The organism is Ilumatobacter sp. (assembly GCF_046290335.1).
GTDB lineage: Bacteria > Actinomycetota > Acidimicrobiia > Acidimicrobiales > Ilumatobacteraceae > Ilumatobacter_A.
In genome coordinates this window covers 42,068-67,433 of record NZ_JBKAGH010000005.1, presented here as the reverse complement: position 1 = coordinate 67,433, position 25,366 = coordinate 42,068, and the positions used below count along the sequence as shown (strand labels likewise).

At 67.4% G+C, this 25,366-nt stretch carries 19 protein-coding genes and 1 pseudogene; 7 read left to right on the top strand and 13 right to left on the bottom strand.

Going from position 1 to position 25,366, the window contains the following annotated elements; genetic code table 11:
* Nucleotides 1–109: 109 nt before the first annotated feature.
* Nucleotides 110–1,987: pseudogene (locus tag ACE37B_RS18170) on the top strand (carboxyl transferase domain-containing protein); the annotation flags it as partial.
* Nucleotides 1,988–2,018: 31 nt separating this feature from the next.
* On the opposite strand, the gene ACE37B_RS18165 reads toward ACE37B_RS18170, so the two are convergent.
* Genes ACE37B_RS18165 through ACE37B_RS18145 form a run of 5 tightly spaced genes read right to left on the bottom strand, consistent with a single transcriptional unit; the run spans nucleotide 2,019 to nucleotide 9,362 of the window.
* Nucleotides 2,019–3,056: a hypothetical protein gene (locus ACE37B_RS18165; RefSeq protein ID WP_409924751.1), complete on the bottom strand. Its 1,038-nt coding sequence runs from the start codon at nucleotides 3,054–3,056 to the stop codon at nucleotides 2,019–2,021.
* A gap of 22 nt (nucleotides 3,057–3,078) precedes the next feature.
* On the bottom strand, nucleotides 3,079–4,128 hold the full coding sequence (locus ACE37B_RS18160) for a lysophospholipid acyltransferase family protein (protein WP_409924750.1): 1,050 nt from the start codon (nucleotides 4,126–4,128) through the stop codon (nucleotides 3,079–3,081).
* An 8-nt stretch (nucleotides 4,129–4,136) separates the two neighbouring features.
* Nucleotides 4,137–5,723: a lactate racemase domain-containing protein gene (locus ACE37B_RS18155; RefSeq protein WP_409924749.1), complete on the bottom strand. Its 1,587-nt coding sequence runs from the start codon at nucleotides 5,721–5,723 to the stop codon at nucleotides 4,137–4,139.
* A 52-nt stretch (nucleotides 5,724–5,775) separates the two neighbouring features.
* Nucleotides 5,776–7,011 carry a zinc-dependent alcohol dehydrogenase gene (locus tag ACE37B_RS18150; protein ID WP_409924748.1) on the bottom strand — a complete coding sequence of 412 codons (1,236 nt, stop codon included), beginning with the start codon at nucleotides 7,009–7,011 and terminating at the stop codon, nucleotides 5,776–5,778.
* On the bottom strand, nucleotides 7,011–9,362 hold the full coding sequence (locus ACE37B_RS18145) for an HAD-IB family phosphatase (RefSeq protein WP_409924747.1): 2,352 nt from the start codon (nucleotides 9,360–9,362) through the stop codon (nucleotides 7,011–7,013). Before ACE37B_RS18145 ends, ACE37B_RS18150 begins: the two co-directional genes overlap by 1 nt.
* A 46-nt stretch (nucleotides 9,363–9,408) precedes the next feature.
* On the opposite strand from ACE37B_RS18145, the gene ACE37B_RS18140 reads away from it, so the two are divergent.
* A complete protein-coding gene (locus ACE37B_RS18140) occupies nucleotides 9,409–10,020 on the top strand; it encodes a TetR/AcrR family transcriptional regulator (RefSeq protein WP_409924746.1) in 612 nt (203 codons plus the stop codon).
* Between the two features lie 18 nt (nucleotides 10,021–10,038).
* Here ACE37B_RS18140 and ACE37B_RS18135 read toward each other — a convergent pair whose 3' ends face one another.
* Both ACE37B_RS18135 and ACE37B_RS18130 read right to left on the bottom strand, forming a co-directional pair.
* Nucleotides 10,039–10,269, bottom strand: a complete 231-nt coding sequence (locus tag ACE37B_RS18135; RefSeq protein ID WP_409924745.1) for a hypothetical protein — start codon at nucleotides 10,267–10,269, stop codon at nucleotides 10,039–10,041.
* Between the two features lies 1 nt (nucleotide 10,270).
* Nucleotides 10,271–11,461, bottom strand: coding sequence for a D-alanine--D-alanine ligase family protein (locus tag ACE37B_RS18130; protein WP_409924744.1), 1,191 nt, complete (start codon nucleotides 11,459–11,461; stop codon nucleotides 10,271–10,273).
* 24 nt (nucleotides 11,462–11,485) lie between these two features.
* On the opposite strand from ACE37B_RS18130, the gene murF reads away from it, so the two are divergent.
* Nucleotides 11,486–12,787: a UDP-N-acetylmuramoyl-tripeptide--D-alanyl-D-alanine ligase gene (murF, locus tag ACE37B_RS18125; protein WP_409924743.1), complete on the top strand. Its 1,302-nt coding sequence runs from the start codon at nucleotides 11,486–11,488 to the stop codon at nucleotides 12,785–12,787.
* 77 nt (nucleotides 12,788–12,864) lie between these two features.
* Here the strand turns inward: murF and ACE37B_RS18120 are convergent, their stop codons facing one another.
* The 5 genes from ACE37B_RS18120 to ACE37B_RS18100 form a co-directional block, all read right to left on the bottom strand.
* Entirely contained in the window at nucleotides 12,865–14,370 is a 1,506-nt protein-coding gene (locus ACE37B_RS18120) for an HAD-IG family 5'-nucleotidase (protein WP_409924742.1), read from the bottom strand.
* Nucleotides 14,371–14,424: 54 nt separating this feature from the next.
* Entirely contained in the window at nucleotides 14,425–15,714 is a 1,290-nt protein-coding gene (locus tag ACE37B_RS18115; RefSeq protein ID WP_409924741.1) for an MFS transporter, read from the bottom strand.
* Between the two features lie 90 nt (nucleotides 15,715–15,804).
* The gene (locus ACE37B_RS18110) at nucleotides 15,805–16,944 is read right to left on the bottom strand and encodes an epoxide hydrolase family protein (protein WP_409924740.1); all 1,140 of its coding nucleotides are present in this window, start codon (nucleotides 16,942–16,944) and stop codon (nucleotides 15,805–15,807) included.
* Nucleotides 16,945–16,978: 34 nt separating this feature from the next.
* Nucleotides 16,979–17,818: a TIGR03084 family metal-binding protein gene (locus ACE37B_RS18105; protein WP_409924739.1), complete on the bottom strand. Its 840-nt coding sequence runs from the start codon at nucleotides 17,816–17,818 to the stop codon at nucleotides 16,979–16,981.
* Nucleotides 17,815–18,585 (bottom strand): TetR/AcrR family transcriptional regulator, encoded by a 771-nt coding sequence (locus ACE37B_RS18100; protein ID WP_409924738.1) that lies wholly within the window; start codon nucleotides 18,583–18,585, stop codon nucleotides 17,815–17,817. Before ACE37B_RS18100 ends, ACE37B_RS18105 begins: the two co-directional genes overlap by 4 nt.
* Before the next feature lie 86 nt (nucleotides 18,586–18,671).
* Here ACE37B_RS18100 and ACE37B_RS18095 point away from each other — a divergent pair, with 86 nt between their 5' ends.
* From ACE37B_RS18095 to ACE37B_RS18085, 3 genes are read left to right on the top strand one after another with little or no spacing between them, the layout of a single operon-like run.
* Complete coding sequence (locus ACE37B_RS18095; RefSeq protein WP_409924975.1) at nucleotides 18,672–20,303, top strand: acyl-CoA carboxylase subunit beta; 1,632 nt, start codon at nucleotides 18,672–18,674, stop codon at nucleotides 20,301–20,303.
* On the top strand, nucleotides 20,303–22,384 hold the full coding sequence (locus tag ACE37B_RS18090; protein WP_409924737.1) for a biotin carboxylase N-terminal domain-containing protein: 2,082 nt from the start codon (nucleotides 20,303–20,305) through the stop codon (nucleotides 22,382–22,384). The genes ACE37B_RS18095 and ACE37B_RS18090 overlap by 1 nt, the downstream gene beginning before the upstream one ends.
* On the top strand, nucleotides 22,377–24,167 hold the full coding sequence (locus ACE37B_RS18085; RefSeq protein ID WP_409924736.1) for an acyclic terpene utilization AtuA family protein: 1,791 nt from the start codon (nucleotides 22,377–22,379) through the stop codon (nucleotides 24,165–24,167). The genes ACE37B_RS18090 and ACE37B_RS18085 overlap by 8 nt, the downstream gene beginning before the upstream one ends.
* Nucleotides 24,168–24,200: 33 nt before the next feature.
* Here the strand turns inward: ACE37B_RS18085 and ACE37B_RS18080 are convergent, their stop codons facing one another.
* Entirely contained in the window at nucleotides 24,201–24,974 is a 774-nt protein-coding gene (locus ACE37B_RS18080; RefSeq protein ID WP_409924735.1) for a YqjF family protein, read from the bottom strand.
* 20 nt (nucleotides 24,975–24,994) lie between these two features.
* Between ACE37B_RS18080 and ACE37B_RS18075 the strand changes: the two genes are divergently transcribed.
* Nucleotides 24,995–25,342, top strand: a complete 348-nt coding sequence (locus tag ACE37B_RS18075; RefSeq protein ID WP_409924734.1) for a DUF971 domain-containing protein — start codon at nucleotides 24,995–24,997, stop codon at nucleotides 25,340–25,342.
* Nucleotides 25,343–25,366: the final 24 nt, after the last annotated feature.

Sequence of the window (25,366 nt, the reverse complement as noted above, 5' to 3'; positions counted from 1 at the left end):
CTCGTCAGAGCGTCGAGCCGGCTCGCGTGCGCTGCGTGGGACGGTCTCGATCCCGACTCGCCAAGCCGGGGTCGGTAACTTCGCTGGCATGCCGGAATCTGACACTGCTGCTGCGTCGCCCTCTCAGGTGGAGGTCGTCACCGAACTCCAGGGCACGATCGTCACGACCTACGTGGAGGTGGGCCAGTTCGTCACCGCGGGCACCGTGCTCGCCTTGATCGAGTCGATGAAGATGCACCACGAGATCGTCGCTCGAGTCGATGGGACGATCGAGGCGGTGGTGGCAGGTGTCGGGACGACCCTGATGCCCGGCGAGGTCGCCGTGCGGATGGCGACAGGGGAGAGAGCGCGCTCGACGCACGACCTTCCTCCGCCGGGGAGTGACGACGACCGACACGCCCCGCCAGCTGTCGGGCTCGACCGTCCGGATCTACGCGAAGTGATCGAGCGTCACGAACTCGGCCTCGACGCCGCCCGGCCGTCGGCCGTCGACAAGCGCCGCGCCCGCAATCGACGAACCGCTCGCGAGAACGTGGCCGACCTCGTCGACGCCGGAACGCTCGTCGAGTACGGGCCGACGGTGGTCGCTGCGCAGCGGCGGCGTCGAGATCTCGAGGATCTCGTTCGCAACACACCCGCCGACGGCATGATCGGCGGGATCGCCGAGGTCAACGGCGATCTGTTCGGCGCCGGGGAACGAGCGTCGAAGGCGGTCGTGATGTCGTACGACTACACCGTGCTCGCCGGCACGCAGGGTCATCAGAACCATCGCAAGAAGGACCGCCTGATCGACGTCGCCGAGCAACTCCGCATCCCGGTCGTGTTCTTCACCGAAGGCGGGGGCGGTCGGCCTGGTGACACCGACACCACCGGAGTGAGCGGCCTCGACTGTTTCGCCTTCTGGTGGTTCGGGCGTCTCTCGGGCACCGTGCCGCTGGTCGGAATCAGCTCGGGCTACTGCTTCGCCGGCAATGCAGCGATTCTCGGGTGCTGTGACGTCGTCATCGCCACCGAGGACTCCAATATCGGGATGGGCGGTCCGGCGATGATCGAGGGCGGCGGGCTCGGTGTGTTCGAACCGAAACAGATCGGCCCGATCGAGGTCCAATCGGCAAACGGTGTCGTCGACATCGTGGTAACCGACGAGGTCGAAGCCGTCGCCGTCGCGAAGCGCTACCTGTCGTACTTCCAGGGTCACATCGACGACTGGGAGGCTCCCGACCAGACGGTGTTGCGCGACGTCGTACCGCTCGACCGGCTGCGGGCCTACGACATTCGCGAAGCGATCGACGGACTGTTCGACGTCGACTCGGTCCTCGAACTGCGAGCGGGCTTCGGCACCGGGATGATCACGGCGCTCGCCCGCCTCGAAGGGCGTCCCGTCGGCGTGCTGGCGAACAACCCCAAACACCTCGGTGGGGCGATCGACAGCGACGGCGCCGACAAGGCCGCACGCTTCATGCAACTCTGTGATGCGTACGGTCTGCCGCTCGTGACGCTCTGCGACACGCCCGGCATGATGGTCGGCCCCGATGTCGAGGAGACCGCACTCGTACGACACTGCTCGCGCCTGTTCACCACGGGAGCGAACCTGACGGTTCCGACGGCGACCGTCGTCACCCGCAAGGCGTACGGCCTGGGCGCCCAGGCGATGATGGGCGGCTCGACCAAGGCACCGCTCGCCTGCATCGCGTGGCCGACGGGCGAATTCGGAGGAATGGGATTGGAGGGCGCCGTTCGGCTCGGCTACCGCAAGGAACTCGAAGCGGTGACCGACGATGCCGAACGCGAGGCGTTGTTCCGCCAGATGGTCGACCGGATGTACGAGCACGGCAAGGCACTGAGCGTCGCCACGTACTTCGAGATCGACGACGTCATCGACCCCGTCGACACGAGAGCGTGGCTGAGCACGCTCTTCGCAGCAGCGCCCGACACCCATCGCTCGGTGCGCAACGAACCGGTCCGATCGCACATCGACACCTGGTGACCGCCCGGGCAGCGGACGGCGTCGCTGTCGGTCAGGCGCCGCAACCGGCGACGATCACCTCGGCGGTCGTGGTGCCGTCGTAGGTGTACACCGACACGCCGGCGCCTTCGGAGTACCACCAGCGCACGACGATCTCCATGAGTCCGTCACCGTTGAGGTCGGCGACGTCGAGGACGCGGTAGGTGTCGAATACCGGCGCCGTGCCCTCCTCGAACGTGAGCGGGATGAAGCTCTTCGTGATGGTGGTGGCGGCTCCGGTGTCGGTGTCGATCAGCAGCAGCCCGGAGAACCCCGGATCGATGGTGTCGCCTTCGCTCAGCGACTCGTCGCCGAACACGACGAGCGCTTCGCTGTCGCCGTCACCGTCGAGGTCGGCCACGACGATCTGGTCGATCTCGCCCGCCTGGGTTTCGACGTCGTCGTCGGCGAACGCCGCGACGCCGGCGGTTTCGTACGACGGGACGTCGGCGTCGACGTCGGCGACCGGTCGGGGGCGCAGGGGCCCGTCACCTTCGGCGGCGATCGCCGAGTAGCCGAATCCGGGCTCGTCGGGAACACCGGCGTTCGGGGTGATGACGGGGCCGATGCGCTCGTCGAAGCAGGCTTCGCCGGCACCACCGACGGTGCCCTCGCGGGTTCCGGCCGTGAGGTCGGTGATTCGCAGTGTGTCGCCACTGCCGACCGTTGCGGCGATCGGGCTGGCGTCGGCGGCAAAGGGGCCTTCCCACGCTGCACCGGTCCATCGGCCGACGTAGAGCCATGGTCCGAGGTCGCTGCCGGCGAACAACTCGACGCTGTCGTCGGTGGGAATGCCGCTCGGCGGGGGAGGAGCGGTCGTCGCAGGGGTCGTCGTGACCGGTGGCATCGTCGTGCCGGGAACGGTCGTGCTGGTGACGGCCGGTTCCGGATTCGATGTCGTCGACTCCGGCGCAGCGGTCGTCGATGTCGCCGGTGCCACGGTCGTCCCCGATGTCGCCGTCGTGTTCGGTGCGGCGGCCTGTTCTTCCGAGCACGCCGTCACGGCGAGTGCGGCGATGGATCCGAGAGCGAGCAGGCGTCGAGAGAACATCGACATCATTGTTACCGCTCGCTCAGCCGAGGTCCGGCCAGCGACGGGCGCGGCGGCGACGGATTCCGGCAGTGCTGAGCCGACGGCGTTCGCCGAGTTGCCACTGCCGCCGCCAGCCGCCGTGATCGGGGCCCGACAGCGACGGGCTCGATCCGTCGGCGGCTCGCTGACTCGCCGTCCAGTAGTCGGTCAGCGCTTCGTCGCCGAGACGCGTGACCGCCGCCTGGATCCGGGCGTTGAACCGGCGCGTGTTCTCGTCGTCGCGCTGTACGAGCGGCGATCCGAACACGACCTTGGTGCGTCCGCGACGCAGGCGTGACGCTCCTTTGCCGTAGATCTCGCCGGTCCCGTCGAGGAACACGGGAACGACCGGTGCGCCGGTTCGCGCCGACAGGTACGCCGCGCCGCCCTTGAACTCCTGGCCCCACCCGTCGGGAGAGCGACCGCCTTCGGGGTAGATGATCAGGCTGTGGCCGTCGGCGATGAGGTCGCGCAACTGATCGGCGGTCGCTCGGCTCGTCGCGTCGCGGTCGATCGGGATCGCATTGAGCGACAGCGCCGACAGCGCTGCCTTCCAGTGTGCGTCGAAGAAGTAGTCGGCAGCCGCCGCGACGATCAACTCTCGCCGCCACAGCGCCGGAATCGCGCGGATCATCAACCCGGTGTCGATGTGACTGTGATGGTTGGGGGTGAAGATGACCGGGGTCGGTTCGTCGGCGCGCTCCAGGTCGGCGAGCCGATCGAGTCCGGTGATCGTCGGGCTCGCGACCGTCGAGACGGCGAGTCGCAGCGGCCCTTCGACGATCAGTCCCCGTGCCGCTCGGGCGACGGGGGAGCGGGCCCACTCGGTGTCGTAGTTCGGTCCGAGCCGGCTGGGTTCGCTCGGTACCTCGACGCCTCGGGGCACCGTCGGCGCACGAAGTGGAAACGTCGCTCGGCGCAGCGGCATCGCCGCCGTTCGCACGGCGCGTTCGACCGACCCCGCGACCTGCTGCGCTCCACGGATCGCGGCGGTGCCGCCGTTCGACTGCTGCGCACGTCGGATGTACTGGCGTCGTGTCCTGCTCGACATCGATCGACCTACTTGACGTCGGCGACCAAGACGCCTGGCACGTGCAGGTGGGTGATGGTGGGGGATCGGCCGACGGTGTCGGACGCGATCTCGAGTGCGTCGTTCATCGTCGACGCGGGCGTGAACCCGAGGCGGCGAACCGCGTCGGGGTAGCCGCCGACGATGATCACCTTGCCCGCGTGCTGTTGGCCGTGTGCGCCCCAGTACCAGGCGTAGAACGGGTGGACGCCGTGGTAGGCGTAGCTCGTGCGATACAGGTGGCGGTACCAGTCGTCTTCCGCGTACTTCTTCTCCCACTTGGCCGACATCACGGCCGGGTCGGTGGTGTCGGCGAGCACCTCGTCGAAGAAGTCGATGTAGCTCGGATGATGCACCGGGTGGAACTCCTCGTACGTCGGGTGCGTCATGATCACGACGCCGCCTTCACGCACGAGCGGCTTGCCGCGGTACATGTTGAACAGGTAGCCGAGCCCCATGCACATCACGAGGATCGGGTTCATGATCGACTCGGGGTTGTACGGGCTGATGAACGGAATGCCCATCGTGAGGATGTCGGTCTGGCCTTCGACCTCGACGAGGTGCTGGGCGTAGACGTTCTGGAGCGTGACCTCGTGCACGGTCTCGGTGAAGCCGGCCTGCACGCTGGTGGTTCGGTATGGCGCCTCGATCGAGTGGAAGATCTTTCGCTTCGTGCGGTTCGGGAGGCGATTCAACGACTTCGACGTGCCGAGGAACAGCGCGCGGTCCTTTGCGGTCCACTCCCATTCGCGCTTGGCGAGGAACTCGAACGGCGACGGGAACGCCTCGGTGTTGATCGTGGTCTCGACCTGGAAGATCTTGGGGCCGGAGTCGCGCAACAGCTTGCCCATCCGCCAGATCGACTTGTGGAGCGCCGAATGGTGGCGGTCCATGAGACTGCGGGTGTTCTGCAACGACTCGGGATTGTGGTGCTCGCTGAGGCAGCGATAGCTGGCGAGGCCGGTGGTCAGCGATTTCCATCCGCCGTCCATCGCGACCTGGTTGACGTTCGCGTAGACGACGAGATCGGAGTCCGCGGCGCGCTTGTTGATCTCGAGGATCTCGCCGTGATCGGTCGTGCCGATCACCGCCAGGTTGTCGGGGTCTTCGGCGTCGTGTTGGTAGAGCAATCCGCGTGGCAAGAACGCGTCGACGACGCGATCACCGAGCACGTGGCGCAACTCGTACTCGTGCATCCGGCGATGCAACCCGAGGGCCGCGATGATGTGGACGTCGTCGACGCCGGCGGCCGCTGCCATGTCGAGCACCGCTTCGACGATCCGCTGGCGGTTGTCGGGGCGCTGCATCTTGGGCAGCGAGAGGCTGGCGTCGTCGAAGCAGATCGTGAGCTTCATGCCGGGGTGCAGCAGCGTCGGCAGCGGATCCATGTCGAGCGGGTTGAGTAGCGCGTTGCGGATCTCGCCGTCGAGGTCGTCGAGGCCCGCCAGAGGCTCCGGCGGGTAGATGATCCGACTGCGGTTCGCAGGCAGGCGTTCGAGGCTGAACCCTTCGCCGCGCCAGAACAGCGTGGGCGGTGTCGAACGGTCGACGTCGAGGACGAATCCGGGCCGAGGCATCAGCGGCTCACTTTCGACGGGGTGCGCCACGGCGCTGACGGGATGGAATGGTTCATGCTGGCTCCTGCTGCGTGCGGAGATCGAAGGCGATCTTGACGGCGCCACGACGGCCGGCGTTGGCGGCGTGGGCGATCGCGTCGACGTGATCATCGAGGCGATAGGTGGCGTTGACGAGTTGTTCGGCGCGGACTGCGCTGACCGTGTCGATCGCCAGGTCGAACGTCGCCGCTCGGGTGCCATCGGACAGTGTTTCGGTGCCGTAGGTGTACGCGCCCTTGAGCTCCACCTCGCGATGCCACAGCCCGGTGAGGTCGAGTGCGACGTCGGCGGGCATGCCGAGCAACACGACACGCCCGCGGGGCCGAGTGATGCGCAGACAATCGGCGATCGACTCGCTGGAGCCGACCGCGTCGATGGTGGCGTCGGCCCCGCCTGACAGCAATCCCGACTCGGGGTCGCCGATCATGTGGCATCCGACTTCGCGACGTACCGCCCGGTCGAGTTCCGCCGCATCGACGACCACGTCGGCACCGAACTCGCGCGCCAACTGGCGCTGGTGGGGGTAGCGGGCTCCGACGATGATCCGCACGCCGGGGACGTAGCGACGCAGGCCAGCGACCGCGGCGAGGCCCATCGTGCCGGCGCCGAGCACCGCGACGACCGGTGCATGGCCCTCGGAGCGCACGGTCGCAGTGAGGAGTGCGGCGTGGATCCCGCCGGCGAAGGGTTCGACGAGCACGGCTCGCTCGTCGGGAAAGGCGGCGACGTCGTTCGAGATGCGGTGGAGTTGCGATTCGTGCGCCCAGAACCACGGAGCCCAACCGCCGCCGGTCGAACAGCAAAAGCCGGTCTGGATCGCCGGCTCGACGCCCTGTGGCGACGTGGTGGCGAGGTGGGCGTAGTCGTTGCCGTCCGCTGGGCAGGCGCCGTCGAACGGAAGGTCGACCCCGCGTGCTGCGTGCCCGAGGACCGGTTCGAGCACGACGCGTGTTCCGGCCTCGTCGCCGTCGGCCAATTCGCCGACGACCTCGTGCCCCGGCACGAACGGAAAGCTCACCCAGTGCTCGAAGTACGTCGACGCATGGCCGTCGACGAGCGACAGGTCGGATCCGCAGATGCCGGACAAGCGGGTCCGCACGCGGTGCCAGCCGTTGCCGGGTGAGACGGGGTCGTCGATCGTGCGGAGTTCGAGCGGGCCGAGCCGTGTCGCTCCGCTCGACGACACCGCCGACAGGATGCGGGCGGCACCGAAGCGGCCGACGTTGCGGGAGATCTGGAGCGCCTTCATCACGCGAACCTCCGAGTGCGTTCACGCTCGACCATCAGCTCGCCGATGGGCAGGATCGGACGAGGTCCGCCGTTGGCCTTCGACCAGTTCTCGACCAACCAGCCTCGCTTGCGGGCGATCGTGGCGAGACGCGTTTCCGGGTTGACCGCGACGGGGAACCCGACCGCTTCGAACAGCGGCAGGTCGGAACTGGAGTCCGCGTAGGCGACCGAGTTGGTGATGTCGAGCCCTTCGGCCTCGCAGTAGTCGCTGAGGATCTGGGCTCGGGCTTCACCGGTCGGTGGCACGGTGACCATCTCGCCCGAGAGCGTGCCATCGGGGCGCACCGACATCTCGGCGGCGACGATCTCGTCGAACAGCGGCGCCAGCCCGGCGACAGCGAAGTCGAGCGCGCCGGTGATGAGGATCGTGCGATGCCCGAGCGCTCGATGCTCGCGAACTCGGCGCAAGCCGTCGGGGAACGCCTTGGTGACGATGAGCTGGGTCAGCATCTCGCGCGCGTCGATCTCGATCTGTTCGACCGGTGCGTGCTCGTAGCGCCGATAGAAGTGGCGAAGAAAGTCGGTCCGGTCCTGACGATCGAGACGCAGCAGCCCTGGCGCTTCGGCCATCGTCCGCAGCACGTAGCGCATCCGCTCCGGGGTGCTCAGTCGGCGGGTCGCCAACCACGAGAAGCTCTCCACCACGTTCGAGGCGATCAGGGTGTTCTCGAGGTCGAACGCGGCGACCTGTCGCTTCGGATCGAGCACCTGCGAGCGCATCCGCGCCATCCGGTCGATCGACTTGGACGGCCCCGGCGTCGTCTTCACCCTGGCGTGCTGGATGATCGACGGCAGATGGATCTCGTTGACGTACTCGATCCAGTCGACCGAGCGCGGATCGAAGTTGAAATCGCGGCGATCTGACTCGCCGAGTGACTCCCACACCGACATCAGGTTGTCGACCTGATAGATCGCTTCGCATTCGGTGTAGAGCCCGTACAGCTCGACGTACTCCAGCGCCGTTTCCACTTCGATGCGCTTCTCTTCGAGTTGTGCCGTGATCTCTGCTTGCTTGCCGCGCAACGGGAGGGCTTGCAAGACCCGGTCGGTGGTCGACAGCACGGTCTTGGCCTGGCGGAGTTGCTTCTGCACGCGCCCGCGGCCGGGGAACCGCCATTCGGGCACGACGATCGGCTGGCCTTTGGGGTCGTACACCGGGTTGCGGGTGAACCACGCGGTGACGTTGTCGACGAGCACCCGGTACTTGAGCGCGTTGATGCCACCCGATGCGATCTGGGTGATCGCGGGTGCGTCGTCGGGGCCTTGTGCGGCGATGGCGATGATGCTGGCCACGACGAGATCGACGGGGATGACGTCGACGGTGCCTTCCGGGACGCCCGGGAACTCCTTGAGGAGACCGCGAGCGAAAGAGATGATCACCGGCTCGGCCATGCGGAACCCGCGGATCCATCCGGGCTTGGGCTCGGCGAGCGCGGACTCGATGATCGAGGGACGAACGATCGACACCGGGACGGAGCCCTTGGAGTCGGTGAGCGCCTGTTCGCCCAGCGCCTTGGTGAACGCATAGGCGTCGGGCCAGCCCACGCTTGCGGCGCGAGCCCGACCCGCAGCGACCAGTTCGGACTTCACCCACTTCTGGCGCAGGTCTTCGGTCTTGGCGGCGAGTGCCGGAGCGCCGGCTGCGCCGATCTCGGCCCTCGCGGCTTTGCGGAACGTGACGAGTTGCTTGGGTGTGCGGCTCGCCGCGTCGAGGTCGGAACGGATTCGCTTCGTCGCGGCGACTTCGGAGCGCCAGTCGATGCCGACGTCGAAGGGGCCGTCGCTCACGAGTATTTCGGGCGCGTTGCCGCGTCGATTTCCGGCGACGTAGCAGGTGGAGACGGCGACGAGGTGGGGCGTGACCCCCATCTCGTTGCAGAGGTTCGCGATGCGCGTGGGTCCGAGGAGGTTGATCTCGACCGCGGAGTCGAGCGGTGAGTCGAACGACACGGCGGCTGCCGAGTGGATGATCACGTCGGCCGTGCCCCAGAGCGAGCGATCGGCCTCGTTCAGACCGAGCCCGTCCCGGGTGACGTCACCGGCGACAGTGGAGACGCGCGAGGCGACGGCGGTGTCGAAGTCGTCGCCGTGGGTCTCGCGGAGGCGGTCGAAGGCATCGTTCTTGAGGATCTCGCGCTGCGTGCGTCGAGCGGCTGGCGTGCGCTTGCCGTCACGAACCAGCAGGATCAATTCGCACTCTGGGACGCTACGCAGCAGCCGTTCGACGAGTGCCGTGCCGACGAAGCCGGTCGAACCGGTGATCGCGATGCGTTTGCCCGCCAGCGATTCGGGGATCGAGTCGGCCTTCATGGTTGACAGTTCTACCACGTTCCTCTACCAATTGGTAGAGAGCGCGATGAACATACCCCCGACCTCGAATCCGTCGACACGCGAGCGCATCCTCGCCGCGTCGGTCGACCTGTTCGGGCGGCGCGGTGTCGACGCCGTGTCGCTCGACGAGATCGCTCGGGTCGTCGGCGTGCGCAAACAGACGGTGCTCTACTGGTTCGCCTCCAAGGACGCGTTGATCGACGGCGTGCTCGAGACCGTCGCTGCGGAGTTGTTCGTGGTCATCGATGCTGCGGTGCGCGCGGCACCCGACGATCCGCTGGAACGCATCGACGCCGTGGTGCGGGCGGTCTTCCGCCCTGCCGTTCGGCGCCCGGCGTTGCTCGGCCTCGTTCGTGAGTTGAGCCGGCTCGACGTCGCTCACGCCGATCGGCTGCGGGTCGGCATCCAACCGCTGGTCGATCGTGCGGTTCGCTATCTCGGTGACGAGATGGACGCTGGCCGGCTCCGTCGCGGCAACCCGGGGCTGATCGCTGCGTTGGGATACGCCACGGTGACCGGCATCGCCACCGAGCCCGAAGCGCTCCGCACCGTCGGCTGGACGGCCGACGCGTCGGGACTCCGCTCGCTGAGAGACGAACTCCGCTCGTTCCTCCGCGCCGCATTGGCGCCGCTCTGATCCTGCGGGCGGGCGCGTTCAGCGCAAGAACGCGGCGATGAGCAGGGCGGCGATCACTGGGGGAATGGCGATCTGGAACCACCGACGAAGGCGCGGTCCGCCAGCACCCTGTGCGAATCGCCCGATCGCCTCGACCTGCCCCATCGGCGAGAGATGGTTCAGGGGTGGTTCCTCCCAGGCGCGCTCCTCGGTGATCGCCTCGGGATTCAGGTCGTCAGGCGTCGCCCGGTCGGGATCGGACGCGTTCATCTCAGTGCTTCGTGTTGCGGCGGCGGCGGCCGTGTCGCTCGATGGCGAGGTCGACCAGGCGGTCGATGATCTCGGGATACGAGACGCCGTCGGCGATCCACATCTTCGGAAACATCGAGATCGGCGTGAAGCCCGGCATCGTGTTGACCTCGTTGCACAAGAAGCCCCGGCCGCGTCCGGTCGGTTCCGTCGGGTCCTCGTAGAAGAAGTCGACCCGAGCGAGGCCCTCGCAGCGCAAGGCCCTGAACGTGCGAATCGCGAGCTCCCGTACCTCGTCGAGCACAGCAGCGTCGAGCGGCGCCGGGATGATCGCGTACGACTGATCGCTCAGGTACTTGTCGTCGTAGCTGTAGAACTCGTCACCGGGGACGATCTCACCAGGCGTCGCTGCCTGCGGATCGGTGTTGCCCAACACGGCCACCTCGATCTCCTTGCCGACGATCGCCTCCTCGACGACGATCATCTCGTCGTAGGAGAGAGCGACGGCGATCGCGTCGCGGAGTTCGTCGGCCGATGACGCCTTCGAGACACCGACCGAGGAGCCCATGTTCGCCGGCTTGACGAACATGGGAAAGCCCAGAGTGTCGATCAGTTCGTCGATCAGCGTGGGCGTCATGTCGTGTTCGGCGAACGCCTGGTAGGCCGCCTGCGGAATCCCGGCGGCGGCGAGTACCTGCTTGGCCATCGCCTTGTCCATCGCCACCGCTGACGCGAGCACGCCCGCGCCGACGTAGGCAACGTTCGCCAACTCGAGGAGCCCCTGCACCGTGCCGTCCTCGCCGAGTGGACCGTGCAGGAGCGGCATGACGACCGTGCGACCGGGCGTGGAGGTGGCAGCGGCGAGCACCGGCGTGGGTGAGACGTTCGAACCCGAGGGGTCGAGACGTCCGGGAAGGGGAACGCCGACCGTGATCGCGGTGAGCGCCTGATCGGCGATCGCCCACTGGCCGTCGGTGGAGATGCCGATCGGGGTGATCCGATACCGCTGCGGATCCGCGGCGGCGAGGACGTGCGCCGCGGTCGTGCACGACACGTCGTGCTCCGCCGACTCGCCGCCGAACAGCACGATCAGGTGAATCCGTTCGTCGTCGGAGTCGGGTTGCAGCGCAGCGATCGACGTGTCGACGTTCGTGTCGAGGTTCGTATCGTCGTTCGTGTCGCCGTTCGGGGGGAGCGTCCCTCGTGCGGTCATGTCGCGACGGTACCGTTCGAGGTCGTGGAGTTGCAGGCATCCTTGGCAGCGCAGGGGATCGGCGGGCGTTTGCTCGGGCCCGACCTGTCCTTCGACGGCGTCTCGTTCGACACTCGGTCGATCCGGACCGGGCAGTTGTTCGTTCCGATCGTCGCCGAACGCAACGGTCACGCGTTCATCGGCCAGGCCTACGCAGCCGGTGCAGCGTTGCATCTGACGAGCGAGGCCGATCCGTACCGGCGCGACCACACCTGTATCGAGGTCGCCGACACCGCTCGGGCGCTGATGGACCTGGCCCGTTGGGCCCGCCCGCAGATGTCCGCCACGGTGGTCGGGATCACGGGCAGCGTGGGCAAGACCTCGACGAAGGACCTGATCGCCGCAGCGTGCGCAGCATCGTTGCGTACGACCGCGAACGAACGGAGTTTCAACAACGAGCAGGGGTTGCCGGTGACGATGCTCGGCGCGCCCGACGACACCGAACTCCTGGTCGTGGAGATGGGGATGCGCGGGTTCGGTCAGATCACGGCACTGTGCGAGATCGCCCGCCCCGACATCGGGGTCGTCACGGCGGTCGGTGAATCGCACACCGAACTCGTCGGCGGGATCGATGGCGTCGCTCTGGCGAAGGCCGAGCTCGTGCAGGCACTCCCGCGCTCGGGGATCGCCGTGCTCAACGCCGACGACGAACGGGTGGCGGCGATGGCCTCGAAGACCGGCGCCGCCGTGCTGACGTTCGGAACGACCGGCGACGTGCGCGTTCGCGACCTCGTGCTCGACGAGCGCGCTCGGCCGCGGTTCGTCATCGACACGCCGTGGGGATCGCAGCCGGTCGAACTCGCCGTCAGCGGACGGCACATGGCGCTCAACGCGGCGGCAGCGATCGCCGTGGCCGGAACCGTCGGTGTCGACCTGGCGACCGCTGCGGCGGCGCTGGCGACCGCCGGGGTGTCGGGGATGCGCATGGAGGTGATCGAGCTGGCGTCGGGCGCGCGGATCGTGAACGACGCCTACAACGCCAATCCGACGTCGATGACCGCGGCGCTCGAGGCACTGGCCGCGATGGACGCGGGCCGCCGCATCGCCGTACTCGGCCGGATGGGCGAACTCGATGATCCCGAACTCGGGCACCGGACGGTCGCCGGCCTCACTGCCTCGCTCGGGATCGATCTCGTGGCGATCGGCACCGATCTGTACGGCACCGCGCCCGTCGACGACCCGGTGGCGGCGATCGGCCCGCTCGGTCCCGGCGACGTGATTCTCGTCAAGGCCAGCCGCAGCGCCGGCCTCGAACGCATCGTCACGGCGCTCGTCGCCACCCACTGAGCTCGGGCCGCGATCTTCTCCGAGTGCCGAACTCGACCGGATCGATCACGTGTCGGATCGATCACGTGTCGGATCGATCACGTGTCGGATCGATCACGGAGCACGACGGCGTCGTGGGGCAGATTCGTTCGAGCGGCTCGGAGGTACGCGTAGGGCGTGCGGGGGCCGAGGTTGGCCACGCGGCTGGTGTAGACGTCGGCGTACTTCTCGACCTGGCGAGCGAAGAGGCTCTTGTCGTTGCCGGCTCGCATGAGTGGACCCCAGCTCGCACTGCCGAGACGACCCGATCGGATGGCGAGCGGGGTGATCCGCTCGTCGAGCCGGGCGACCTCGGCGTACAGCCGATCGACGTCGTGGGACCGGCGGCCACCGGAGCGAGCCGACTCGAGCCGCGCCTGGGACAGCCGCGTCTCCAGATCGATCTTGGCGTTCATCAGGTCCCGCAACTCGGCTTCGGAGTCGGCGAAACCGAGTGCGTCCTGGACCTCGGCCTCGAGCTCGCGCAGGATCAGCGCCGTCCGCCACCTCACCAACGACTTGGTGACGTGGACGTCGCCGAACAGGTGGTCACCGACGTAGAGGATCTGGTCGCCGGCGAGATCGAGGCTCTCCTCCACGACCGCTGCGCACCCTCCGTGATACACCTCGCCGTCGGAGTACGGACCGTGATGCGGGACGAACCACCCACGTTCCGGATCGACCATGCGGAACGACGGAGCCTTCGACTCGAAGAACGTCGGTTTGGCAGCGGCCACGACCACGATGTCGAACAGGTCGCGCCACGTGCCCCCGGCGATCTCGCCGTCGACGGCGCGGTCGAACGCGTACCGCATCATGGGCTGGGTGTAGGTCCATTCGCTGTTCGTGATCAGCAGCAGCCGCTTGCCGGCCAACCGTTGGTCGAGCAGCGTTCGGGCCGTGTCGTCGTCGAGTGAACAGAACCGGTCGGGATCGCTGATGATCTCCGCCTTGAGCGCACCGGTTCGATGCACCTGGTCGATCGAACCGGACACGAGCCGGTACAGCTCGTCGTATCCCATCGGTGGGCCGGGTCGCGACAACAGTTCGCCGGCGTCGAGACGGTCGACGAGTTGGGCGTACAGCGACGCCTCCGAGATCGAGAACAGGGTGTTCAAGAACCGAAAGCGCGGCTCGGCCAGGTCGACCACCACGTCGGAGTAGGCGCGCCGGAGTTCGTCGAACGACAGCTCTCGGGTGCCGTGCATCGCACGAATCACGTAGCCGAAGCGCGTCGCCTTGATCAGATTTCCGAGATCGAGGTCGATGACCAACCCCTGGATGTGCGCGTCGGGTTCGAATTCGAGGCCTTCCACGTCGACGCCATGATGCCCGAGGACCACTCGGGCGTGGGAGAACGCCGTCGACTCCCATTCGTCGGTGCGGTACGGGATCAGGGTGTAATCCATGTCGTACCCGATCGCCTCCACCGACCGCAGGTTGAGCGTGCGGTTGGCGAACACGCCACGTTCGGGCTGCACGTCGGAGATCACCTGGCGAGTGTGCCATGTCGACGTCTCGAACCGTCGCCGCGCCGCGCCACGACACGCCGGTCTGACGGTCATCCCGGCTTCATCCCGGCTTCATCCCGGGTCCGTCACTGCTCCCTCATCGCTCCGTCACGGCGTCTCGCCGCCGTCGGCTTCGCTCAGGAAGGCCTCCGGTGGCTGGCGGCGCAGGTCGAGCCACCAGGCGAGAAACAGCGCCCAGCCGGCGCCGATCAGCAGCACCGGGCGGACGCCGATCGCCTCGAACAACACCCCGCCCGCCAGGTTGCCGAGCGGCACGGTTCCGCCGAAGACCATGAACCACAGCGGCATCACCGAGGCCCGCTCGCCATCGCGCATGTTGAGCTGCAACGAGGTCGTGATCGCCGTTGCCGTCATGAAGTAGAAGAATCCGAGCGCGAACCCGACGAAAAACGGCGACACCTGATCGCGAAGCATCGCGAAGACCGCGAGGGAGACGGCGAAACCGGTGAAGCCGCGCACGATGAGCACGCGACGATGAAAGCGGGAGAGGAACGTCCCGACCGACAGCGCACCGGCGAACGCGCCAGCTCCCCATGCGGCGTACAGCCAGCGGTAGCGCGAGGAATCCGCGTCGATCCCGAAGTTGAGCTCGGCGACCGACGGAAAAAGCCCGATGTAGGCGAGGCTGATCGCCGAGAAGGAGAACATGCCGAGGAGCAGTCGATTCAGCACGAGCCGCTCTCTCGCGATCTTGAGGCCGACGCCCAACTGGCGCCACCCGCGGGCGGTGACCGCCGCCTTCACGTCGGGCATCGGCACCAACAGGAGCGCAGCGATGAACGTCAGGTAGCTGAACGCGTTGACGAGGAAGATCTGAGCCAGCGACAACCCGAACACACCGAGCAGCGCGGCCGTGACCGGACCCATGACTCGGGTGCCGTTGATCATCGCCGAGTTGAGGCTGATGGCGCCAGCGAGGTCCTGTCGATGCACGAGCAGCGGCATCGACGACTGGAACGCCGGGGCGTTGAGCGCGTTGGCGGTACCGATCAGGAGCTGGACCCCGAAGATCGCCCAGACCGTCGCGTCCTGCCAGACCAGCCAGGCGGTTCCGAGCGTCAGGATCGCCGAGGCGATCTGCATCGTCAGCATCAACTTCTGCTTCGACACCTTGTCGGCGAGCACACCGCCCGGAATCGACAAGAACAACAAGGGGCCGAGCTGCACGAAGATCGACACCCCGACGAGCGCCGGCCGTCCGGTCCGTTCCTGGATGTACGCCGGAAGCAGGAAGTTCTGCATCCAGGTGCCGATCTGGGAGATCGCCAACCCGATGAAGACGATGCGGAACGACCGATACGACAACGCAGCGCGCGCGGTCCCCGGCGTGAAGCCGTGGTCGGGCGGGGGCGCAGGAGTCGTCGTGGTGCTGGTCATGGGGAATGCGAGTCGTCTGCTGGTCGAAACGGTGCGAGCGCGACGGCGGCTCAACCTACCCCGGCGTCCCGATTGGAACGGTGTGACAATTCAGCGGAACTGGCGGAAGAAGCCGCGCAGCTCGTCGACGAACACGTTGGGTACTTCGAACGCGGCGAAGTGCCCACCTTTGTCGTACTCGGCCCAATGGCAGAGGCCGGGGTACGACGGCTCGACCCACGAGCGGATCGGCGGAACGATCTCGGCAGGGAAGACGGCGAATCCGACGGGCACCGTCACGTCGAGCTTGGTGCGAGTGCTGAAGCTCTCCCAGTACAGCCGCGCCGACGAGGCGCCGTTGCCGTTGATCCAGTAGAGCATCACGTTGTCGAGCATCTCGTCTCGGCTCAGCACGTTCTCGGGATGGCCGTCGCAGTCGGTCCACGCCCAGAACTTCTCCAGGATCCACGCGGCCTGAGCCGCTGGCGAGTCGACGAGGCCATACCCGACGGTCTGCGGACGCGTCGATTGCTGCTTGGAGTATCCCGAGTCCCAGTCCCGGTAGTACGCAGCGCGTTCGAGCGTGTGCACCTCATCCGGCGTCGGGTTCGACAGGTCGCCGGGCCGGGCACCCATCGCCAGCGTCAGGTGGATCGCGGCGCAATGCTCCGGATCGACCGCGCCGATCACGTTGGTGATCGCGGATCCCCAGTCGCCGCCCTGTGCCACGTAGCGGTCGTAGCCGAGGCGAGCCATCAGCGTCGAGAACGCGTGGCCGATCTTCTCGACGCCCCAGCCGGTTTCGGTCGGCTTTGCGGAGAAGCCGTACCCCGGAAGGGACGGAGCGACGACGTGGAACGCGTCGGATGGGTCGCCGCCGAACTTCGTCGGGTCGGTGAGCGGTTCGACGACCTTGTGGAATTCGACGATCGATCCGGGCCAGCCGTGGCTCAAGACGAGCGGCATCGCGTCGTCGTGAGGGGAGCGTTGATGGACGAAGTGAAGGTCGAGTCCGTCGATCGTGGTCGTGAACTGATCGAAGCGATTGAGCGCGGACTCGCGCGATCGCCAGTCGTAGTCGTCAGCCCAATAGCCACACACCTCCTGCACGTAGGAGAGCGGCGTGCCCTGGGTCCAGTCGTCGACCAGTTCGGCCTCGGGCCAGCGCGTGGCGTGGAGTCGCCGACGCAGGTCGTCGAGGATCTCGTCGGACACGTCGATGCGGAAGGGCCGGATGCTCTCGTCGGTCATGGGTTCGAACCTACGCGATCGGCTCGCGCATTCGTCAGGCGGTCGGGCCGTCGGTGGCCCCGCCGGCGAATGCCTGTGCCATCGCCATCCATTCGCAGGCGGCATCGCCGATCACGACGAGGTCGGTGGCGTCGACGTGGCGGCATTGCGTGACCACGAGGCAGAAATCCTCCGCGCTGCCGACGACGGACTGCTTGGCGTCGTCGGGCCCGAAGCTCCAGACCGCGCCCGACGGCGCGGTGAGCTCGACCCGTATGGCAACGGCGGGCACCTCGAGCCCGCGGTTCATGTACGTCCAGCCTCGCGTGATGAAGCCGAGCTGCGCGATGTGCTGCAGACGGTCGGTTGCCTCGCGGGTCGCTCCCAGTGCGTCGACGACGTGCTGTCCGTGTGCCCAGCACTCCATCAGCCGGGCGGTGAGAAACGATTTCGCGCCCATCGACGGCCCGTACCAGATGACGCGAGTGTCGTCGGCCAATGTCGCAGCAGCCGCAGCGAGTTCGGCTCGGTTGTCGCGCCATGCGGCGAGGAGGTCACTCGGTGACATCGCCCGGAAGCGACCCAGCGTGAGGTCGTCGACCTCGGCCGGAGACGCCTCGCCGGTGAGGCCGGCCATGAGTTCGTGCAGCGACTCGGTGAATCGTGCCTCGTCGACGATCGCCCACGCTGCCGTCTGATCGAAGTGCGCCAGGTGTCCGATCTGGTCGGCCACGCTCCAGCGTTCGCTCGGGGTCGGCGTGGCCCATCCCGCATCGTCGAGGTCGGCGACGATCAGGTCGAGTGCTGCCTGCTCGGCGAGGAGGTCGGCGAGCACCGAGGCCACGGTCGGTCGGCCCGGCGTCGAAGTCGTTGCGGACGTGGGGGTATCGGTCATCGAGCTGGCTCCTGATCGTCGGGCATCTCGATCGAATCATGCTGTGCGGCTGGCGACCTCGGCGAATCGGCGCCGTGGCCGGCACTCGATCCGGCACTCGATCCGGCACGGAGCGATGCGGTGATCGACGGCAAGACGAGGTCGAGGATCTGCTCGATCGTGTCGGTGCGGGTGATGCCGAGGCGTTCGGTCATGTCGGGTTCGTCGATGAAGAGCGAGGCGCCGGTGATGGCCGCGGCGACGATCGCCGGGTTGACCGGTCGGAACTCGCCGGTATCGATGCCGAGCGAGACGAGGCGCTCGATCACCGTCATCACGAAACGGTAGTGGTGGTCGACGAGGCGACGAGCGGGGGCGTCGTCGGCGAGGTCGTCGGCGAGCGGCGCGTGCCACACGAACTTCACCCCACCACCGAGATACGCGCGGATCTGACGGTCGAACGAGTCGGTCGGGTCGATCGAGTCGAGCGCCGATCGGCCCTTCTTGTGGAGGAAGCGGTCGAGCACGACGAGCACGAGTTGGTCACGCGACGGCGCGATCTCGTACAGGGTTCGGCGCGAACAGCCGACGCCGGCGGCGAGGTCGGCGATCGTGAGCGACGAGAATCCGCTGTCGAGGAAGATCGTCTCGAGCTGCTCCAACACGTCGTGCTGGCGTGGGCCGAGTCGAGCCTCCGCCGAGCGTGACAGCAACGGTCGAGGCGCACCGGCTCGCAGCAGGCGGAGCCGATCACCGGGCTCGGCCATCGCGTCGCTCGCGCCGTTCATCGAACCCGACGATACTCGACGCTATTGGCGGAGTCGTCCGGCCCTGGTACCGAAGAGGTCGATCGAGTACCGTCGACCCGATGGGGATGCATTCACCGGGCGTACGCCGGGCCAGCACGATCGGCACCGTGCTGCGCTCGAAGCTCGACACGAAGTCCGACGAGTACCGGGCCAACCTCGCACAGATGCAGGCACTGTGGGACGAGGTGGCGGCCGAGCTCGACAAGGTGCCCACGATCGGCGGTCAGCGCTACGTCGATCGCCACCGCCAACGCGGCAAGATGCTGGTTCGTGAGCGCATCGAAGCGTTGATCGACCCGGGCACGCCGTTCCTCGAGTTGAGCCCGCTCGCCGCCTGGGGCACGCAAGATCCCGTCGGGGTCGGTGTCGCCAGCGGCATCGGGGTGATCGAAGGGGTCGAGTGCGCGATCACCGGCACCGACATGAGCGTGCGAGGTGGGTCGGCCAACCCGACCACGTGGAAGAAGGGTCACCGCTTCTATGAGATCGCGATGGAGAACCGTCTCCCCTTGATCAACCTGAACGAGTCCGCGGGAGCCGATCTGCCCCGGCAGGCCGATTTGTTCATCGGAGGCGGACGGAGCTTCCGCGACCTCACGGTGATGTCGAAGATGGGCATCCCCACGATCACCGCCGCGTTCGGCCCGAACACCGCCGGTGGTGCCTACACGCCGGGCATGAGCGACTACACGATCTTCGTCAAGGGGCAGGGCACCGCCTACCTGGGTGGTCCGCCGCTGGTGAAGATGGCGATCGACGAGATCGTCGACGAAGAGACGCTCGGTGGCGCCGAGATGCACAGCCGCACGAGTGGGCTGTCCGACTACTTCGCACACGACGAGATGGACGCCTTGCGGATCATCCGCCAGATCGTCCGACACCTCGGGTGGAAGAAGCTCGGCCCGGGACCCACCGAGCCCGACGACGACCCGCTGTACGACCCGATGGAGTTGCTCGGCTGCGCATCGGCCGACGTGCGCATTCCGTTCGATATTCGCGAGGTCTACGCCCGGCTGCTCGACGGCAGCCGTTTCGAGGAGTTCAAGCCGCTGATCGGCGACAAGATCGTCGTCGGCTGGGGATCGATCCACGGCTTCCCGGTCGGCGTGATCGGTAACAACGGCATTCTCTTCTCCGAGGAAGCACGCAAGGCAGCGCAGTTCATCCAGTTGTGCAACAAGCGCGACATCCCGATCGTCTTCTTGCACAACATCACCGGGTTCATGGTCGGCTCCAAGGCCGAGCAGGGCGGCATCATCCGCAACGGAGCGAAGATGATCAACGCCGTGTCGAACTCGACGGTGCCCCACTTCAACCTGATGGTCGGTGCGAGCTATGGCGCTGGCAACTACGGCATGGCTGGCAAGGCGTACGACCCTCGGTTCATCTTCTCGTGGCCCAACCACCGCGTGGCGGTCATGGGGCCCAAGCAACTGGCCGGGGTGATGGACATCATCGCCCGGAACTCGGCTGCGGGGCGAGGCGTCGAGGTCGACGAAGCGGCGCTGGCCGCACAGACCGGAGCGCTCGAGGCGCAGATCGAACAGGAGTCGACGGCACTGTTCTCGACCGGTCGGATCTGGGACGACGGGATCATCCACCCCGCGGATTCACGAACAGTGCTCGGCATGGCCTTGTCGGCGGCACACAGCAACGTGGTGCGCGGCGCCACCGAATACGGCGTCTGGAGGCACTGATGTCCACGATCCCCTCACCGGTGGACGTGATGGTCCGCCCGATCACGAAGCTGCTCATCGCCAACCGTGGCGAGATCGCGGTACGCATCGCTCGCACCGCGCACGCGATGGGCATCTCGACCGTCGGCGTCTACTCAGAACCCGACGCCGACGCGATGCACGTCGATGCGGTCGACGTGGCCGTGGCGCTCGGCGGTTCGTCTCCAGCCGATTCCTATCTGCGTGCCGGCGCGATCATCGAGATCGCGCAGCAACACGGTTGCGATGCAATCCATCCGGGGTACGGCTTCCTCGCCGAGAATTCGACGGTGGCCCAGCAAGTCGCCGACGCCGGACTGATCTGGGTCGGCCCGACGCCCGAGCAGATCACCTTGCTGGGTGACAAGATCGCCGCCAAGAAGGCAGCGATCGCGGCGGGCGTGCCCACCGCGGCGTTGATCGAGATCGTCGACGGCGTGATCCCCGATGACGTGCCGATGCCAGCGCTCGTGAAGGCCGCTGCCGGGGGCGGCGGTCGCGGGATGCGCATCGTGCGCACCCCCGACGAACTGGCCGATGCGGTGGCGGCTGGCTCTCGCGAGGCGGCCGCGTCGTTCGGCGACGGCACGGTGTTCGTCGAGCCCTACATCGAACGTGCGCGCCACGTCGAGGTGCAGATCATCGGCGACATGCACGGCAACGTCGTGCACCTGGGTGAGCGCGAGTGCTCGATCCAGCGACGCAACCAGAAGATCGTCGAAGAGGCGCCCTCGGCAGGCATCACCGCCGAGACGCGCCGTGCGCTGTGCGACGGAGCGGTGGCGCTGGCTCGCAGCGTCGGCTACCACGGCGCCGGCACGGTCGAGTTCCTCGTCGGCGAAGACGGCGGCACCGACTCGATCAACTTCCTGGAAGTCAACACTCGGCTGCAGGTCGAACATCCGGTGACCGAGGCCGTGACCGGCGTCGACCTCGTCGAACTGCAACTTCGCGTCGCGGCCGGCGAGATGTTGCCGATCGCCCAGGAGTTCATCTCTGCTCGTGGGCACGCGATCGAGGTGCGCGTCGTGGCCGAGGATCCAGCGGCCGGTTGGTTGCCGTCGACCGGCACGATCTCGTCGTTCGATCTCGGTGGCTCCGAGGCCGACCTGGTTCGAGTCGACACCGGCTTTCGGGCCGGCGCGGTCGTGTCGGCCGACTACGACTCGATGCTCGCCAAGGTCATCGCTCATGCCCCGACCCGCGAGGGGGCGGCAGCCAAGTTGCGTCGAGCTCTGCTGCACTCGCAGATCACCGGGGTGACGACCAATGTGCCTGCGCTCGTCGAGATCCTGGGGGAGCCCGACTACCTGGCGGCTGCCACGCCCACGGCCTATCTCGACGAGCATCCCGATGTGGTGTCGTCGACGGGGCCATCCGGCGACGACCGCCTCGCGCAACTGCTCGCTGCGGTGTTCGCGACCGAGCGTGCGGCGCGAGCGGTCGATCGTGTGCTGGGCTTCGCCCCGTCGGGGTGGAGGAACCTTCGTACACAGGGACAGCGCGAGATCTGGGCACAGGTCGGCGCTGACGGCGTGGAGCACGTGGAGTACACGGTATGTCTCGACTCGGCGGTGGTTCGGCTCGGTCCGTGGCCAGTGCCGACCGCCGACGGATCGTTGAGCGCCGACGAGCGCCGACGCGTCGCGATCCGCTTGTTGTCGATGTCGGACGACCGCATCGCCATCGAGATCGACGGCGTGCGGCGTGTGATCGGCATCGAGGCCTCCGACGCCGGGCCTGCCGAGGCCGAGGTGCGCACGCGAAGTTCTGCGGGCACGGCGACCTGGAACCTGCAGCCACGCTTCATCGACCACGCTGCCGAGGTCGGCGGCGGCGGACCGGTGTGTCCGCTTCCGGGCACGGTCATCGCCGTCAATGTGTCGACGGGTGACACGGTCGACGCCGGCGCGGTGTTGATGATCGTCGAAGCGATGAAGATGGAGCACAAGATCACCGCCGGTGCGGCGTCGACCGTCACCGAGGTCCACTTCGCCGTGGGTGATCGCGTCGACCAGGGTGACGTGCTGGTCAGCCTCGAGGAGGTCGGCGGCGATGACTGATCCGATTCGCATCGCCAACTGTTCGGGCTTTTTCGGTGATCGGCCCAGCGGCGCTCGCGAGATGGTCGAGGGCGGCCCGATCGACGTGCTGACCGGCGACTGGCTTGCCGAGTTGACGATGTTGATCCTCAGCCGGATCCGGGCCAAGCGCCCAGGTGCTGGCTACGCCCGCACCTTCGTCGGTCAGATGGAGGAGGTGATGGGGAGCTGTCTGGAGCGGGGTATCAAGGTCGTGTCGAACGCTGGTGGACTCGATCCGGGCGGCTGCGCCGAGGCCGTCAAGGAGATCGCCGACAAGCTCGGACTCAACCCGACGATCGCCTACGTCGACGGCGACGATCTGATGTCTCGACTCTCCGATCTGGCCGCTGCCGGTTCGATCACGCCGTTCGACGACGGCGTGACCTACGGCGACGGATCGCTCGGCGACCCGGATCGCTTTCTCACCGCGAACGCCTATCTCGGCTGTTTCGGCGTCGTCGAGGCGTTGACGCAGGGCGCCGACATCGTCATCACCGGTCGCGTCACCGACGCTGCCGTCGTATGCGGGCCCGCGGCATGGCATCACGGCTGGCAGCGCACCGACTTCGATCAACTCGCCGGCGCGGTCGTCGCTGGGCATCTGATCGAATGCTCCGCTCAGGTCACCGGTGGCAACTACTCCTTCTTCACCGAGATCGAAGGTCGAGAGGAGATCGGTGGTCGTGCCCGCTTCGGCTTCCCGTGGGCCGACATCGCGGCCGATGGCTCGTGTGTGATCGGCAAGCACGACGGCACCGGCGGCCAGGTGTCGGTCGGCACCGTCACCACGCAACTGCTGTACGAAATCGGCGGCCCCGAGTACCTCGGCCCCGATGTCACCGCCCGGTTCGATTCGATCGAGTTGGCCGAGGTCGAGCCCGACCGGGTGCACGTGTTCGGGGTGAAGGGTCAGGCGCCGCCGTCCACGCTGAAGGTGGCGATGAACGAACTCGGCGGACACCGCAACTCGTTCTCGGTGGCGCTCACCGGGCTCGACATCGACGACAAGGCGCGCTTCGCCGAGGCGACGTTCTGGGACGCGTGCCCGTACGGGCCCGACGACTTCGAATCGATCACCTCGACCATCGTGCGCACCGACCAGCCCGATGCCGCCACGCAGGAACAGGCGACGGCAGTGTGGCGAGTGACGGTCAAAGATCGTGACGAGCGCAAGGTGGGTCGAGCGTTCAGCGACGCCAACGTGCACACGGCGCTGTCGTCGATCCCGGGCATGTACGGCTACGGCAGCCCCGGCCCGGGCTCGCCGTTCGGCGTGTATCGCCCCGCCACGGTGCCGAACGATCTCGTACCGAGCTACGTCCACATCCTCGGTGGTCGAACCACCCAGGTCGACTCGGTCGCCCCGACCGGGCCCGCGGTCGACATCGATCTCGAGCAGTCGGACTCCGCGCGCTTCGACCTCGACGTCGCGACCGTCGCCGCGCCGCTCGGCACGATCATCGGGACCCGCTCGGGGGACAAGGGTGGCAACGCCAATCTCGGCGTGTTCGTTCGTACCGACGAGGCCTGGCCGTGGCTCGATTCCTGGCTCACGGCCGAACGCCTCGGCGAACTGCTCCCGGAGGCGGGCGCGCTCGAGATCACGAGGTACCGATTCCCCAAGATCCGGGCACTGAACTTCGTGATCCACGGACTGCTCCAGGAAGGCGTGGCGGCATCGACCCGCCAAGACGGCCAGGCCAAGGCAGTCGGCGAATGGTTGCGCTCGCGAGTCGTCGAGATCCCCGCTTCCCTGCGCTGAAAACGACAGAGTGGGTCAGACCCACTCTGTCGCTCAGACCTTCTCCGGCGCCGCGAAGTACGCAGGTATCGGCTTCGCCCAACGAACTACCGGTTCGCCGGCTGGCTCGGGCAACCCAGCGGCCTCGATCGACCGGTCGTGGTACTCGACGAGCGTCGCTGCGTGCAGCGACCAGGCAGGGTGATCGACCGGGTGGTGACGTAGCCGTCCGCGCCCGTCACGTGGGGCCCCCGGTCGACCCGGCCAGCGGGCCACTGTTCCCCAGCGGGCGGTGAGGAACACGTCGAGTGGGGACTGCTCGACGATCGGCTCGCCGACCTCGAGCTCGACGACGGTGCTGGATGCCGGCCGGCTCGGCCAGCGTCGCCGACGGGTCTCGTAGCGGCGACGATCGCCGCCGACCTCGATCGACATCTCGCTCCAGACGTACGGAAAGCCGAGCGCAGCGCGGGCGAACACGACGATCGGGAGGCGGGCGGCTTCGAGCGAGAAGAACCAGATCGCACGGTTGCCCGCCGAATCGACCACGTAGGTACGCACGTTGGTCTCGGCGAACGACGACAGCCACGGGATCGCCGGGACGAAGCGAGGCGACGCATCGGCCATGCGGAACGGGATCAACGACACGAACGCCGCGCCGTCGATCGTGTCGACGCGCAGGCCGTCGGGCAGCAGCGACTGGACGACGTCTGGGTCGTAGCGCCAGTGGACGAAGGCGAGTTCCTCCCACCGGTTCCGCAGCCACGTCCGCCTCAGCGGCACCGGCCGTTTCGGCGACAGGGTCGCGAGCTCGCGTTCGCCGGTCATCGTCGGTACCCTGCCCGACAATGGGCACGCATCAGATCGAGTCGATCGAAGTCGACCGCACCTCGCACGTGTTCATCGAGTTCGCCGATGGTGTCACCGCTCGGTTTCGGTTGGCGCCGCTGCGCCTCGCCTGCCCCTGTGCGGAGTGCAACTCGCGACGTCAACGAGGTGCGAGCGTGTCGATCCTCGCCGAAACCGATCCGGACAAGATCACGATCACCGAAGCGGCGATGGCGGGCGCGTGGGGCCTCAACCTCGACTGGAGTGACGGCCACTCGACGGGGATCTACGCGTTCGAGAAATTGCGGTCGTGGATCGACGAACACCTCGTCGAGGCCGACGTCGGCACCGCGGATCACGACGGCTGAACCGTCACTCGGCGACATCCGGCC

What these genes read in the sequence shown, in the direction of transcription:
- ACE37B_RS18130 (WP_409924744.1), bottom strand. Translation starts at nt 11,461, where the DNA reads ATGACCGCACGAGGGACGCTCCCCCCGAACGGCGACACGAACGACGAT.
- ACE37B_RS18140 (WP_409924746.1), top strand. Translation starts at nt 9,409, where the DNA reads ATGAACATACCCCCGACCTCGAATCCGTCGACACGCGAGCGCATCCTC.
- ACE37B_RS18160 (WP_409924750.1), bottom strand. Translation starts at nt 4,128, where the DNA reads ATGTCGAGCAGGACACGACGCCAGTACATCCGACGTGCGCAGCAGTCG.
- ACE37B_RS18110 (WP_409924740.1), bottom strand. Translation starts at nt 16,944, where the DNA reads ATGACCGACGAGAGCATCCGGCCCTTCCGCATCGACGTGTCCGACGAG.
- ACE37B_RS18100 (WP_409924738.1), bottom strand. Translation starts at nt 18,585, where the DNA reads ATGAACGGCGCGAGCGACGCGATGGCCGAGCCCGGTGATCGGCTCCGC.
- ACE37B_RS18120 (WP_409924742.1), bottom strand. Translation starts at nt 14,370, where the DNA reads ATGACCGTCAGACCGGCGTGTCGTGGCGCGGCGCGGCGACGGTTCGAG.
- ACE37B_RS18145 (WP_409924747.1), bottom strand. Translation starts at nt 9,362, where the DNA reads ATGAAGGCCGACTCGATCCCCGAATCGCTGGCGGGCAAACGCATCGCG.
- ACE37B_RS18135 (WP_409924745.1), bottom strand. Translation starts at nt 10,269, where the DNA reads ATGAACGCGTCCGATCCCGACCGGGCGACGCCTGACGACCTGAATCCC.
- ACE37B_RS18150 (WP_409924748.1), bottom strand. Translation starts at nt 7,011, where the DNA reads ATGAAGGCGCTCCAGATCTCCCGCAACGTCGGCCGCTTCGGTGCCGCC.
- ACE37B_RS18155 (WP_409924749.1), bottom strand. Translation starts at nt 5,723, where the DNA reads ATGCCTCGGCCCGGATTCGTCCTCGACGTCGACCGTTCGACACCGCCC.
- ACE37B_RS18075 (WP_409924734.1), top strand. Translation starts at nt 24,995, where the DNA reads ATGGGCACGCATCAGATCGAGTCGATCGAAGTCGACCGCACCTCGCAC.
- ACE37B_RS18080 (WP_409924735.1), bottom strand. Translation starts at nt 24,974, where the DNA reads ATGACCGGCGAACGCGAGCTCGCGACCCTGTCGCCGAAACGGCCGGTG.
- ACE37B_RS18085 (WP_409924736.1), top strand. Translation starts at nt 22,377, where the DNA reads ATGACTGATCCGATTCGCATCGCCAACTGTTCGGGCTTTTTCGGTGAT.
- ACE37B_RS18095 (WP_409924975.1), top strand. Translation starts at nt 18,672, where the DNA reads ATGCATTCACCGGGCGTACGCCGGGCCAGCACGATCGGCACCGTGCTG.
- ACE37B_RS18105 (WP_409924739.1), bottom strand. Translation starts at nt 17,818, where the DNA reads ATGACCGATACCCCCACGTCCGCAACGACTTCGACGCCGGGCCGACCG.
- ACE37B_RS18090 (WP_409924737.1), top strand. Translation starts at nt 20,303, where the DNA reads ATGTCCACGATCCCCTCACCGGTGGACGTGATGGTCCGCCCGATCACG.
- ACE37B_RS18115 (WP_409924741.1), bottom strand. Translation starts at nt 15,714, where the DNA reads ATGACCAGCACCACGACGACTCCTGCGCCCCCGCCCGACCACGGCTTC.
- ACE37B_RS18165 (WP_409924751.1), bottom strand. Translation starts at nt 3,056, where the DNA reads ATGTTCTCTCGACGCCTGCTCGCTCTCGGATCCATCGCCGCACTCGCC.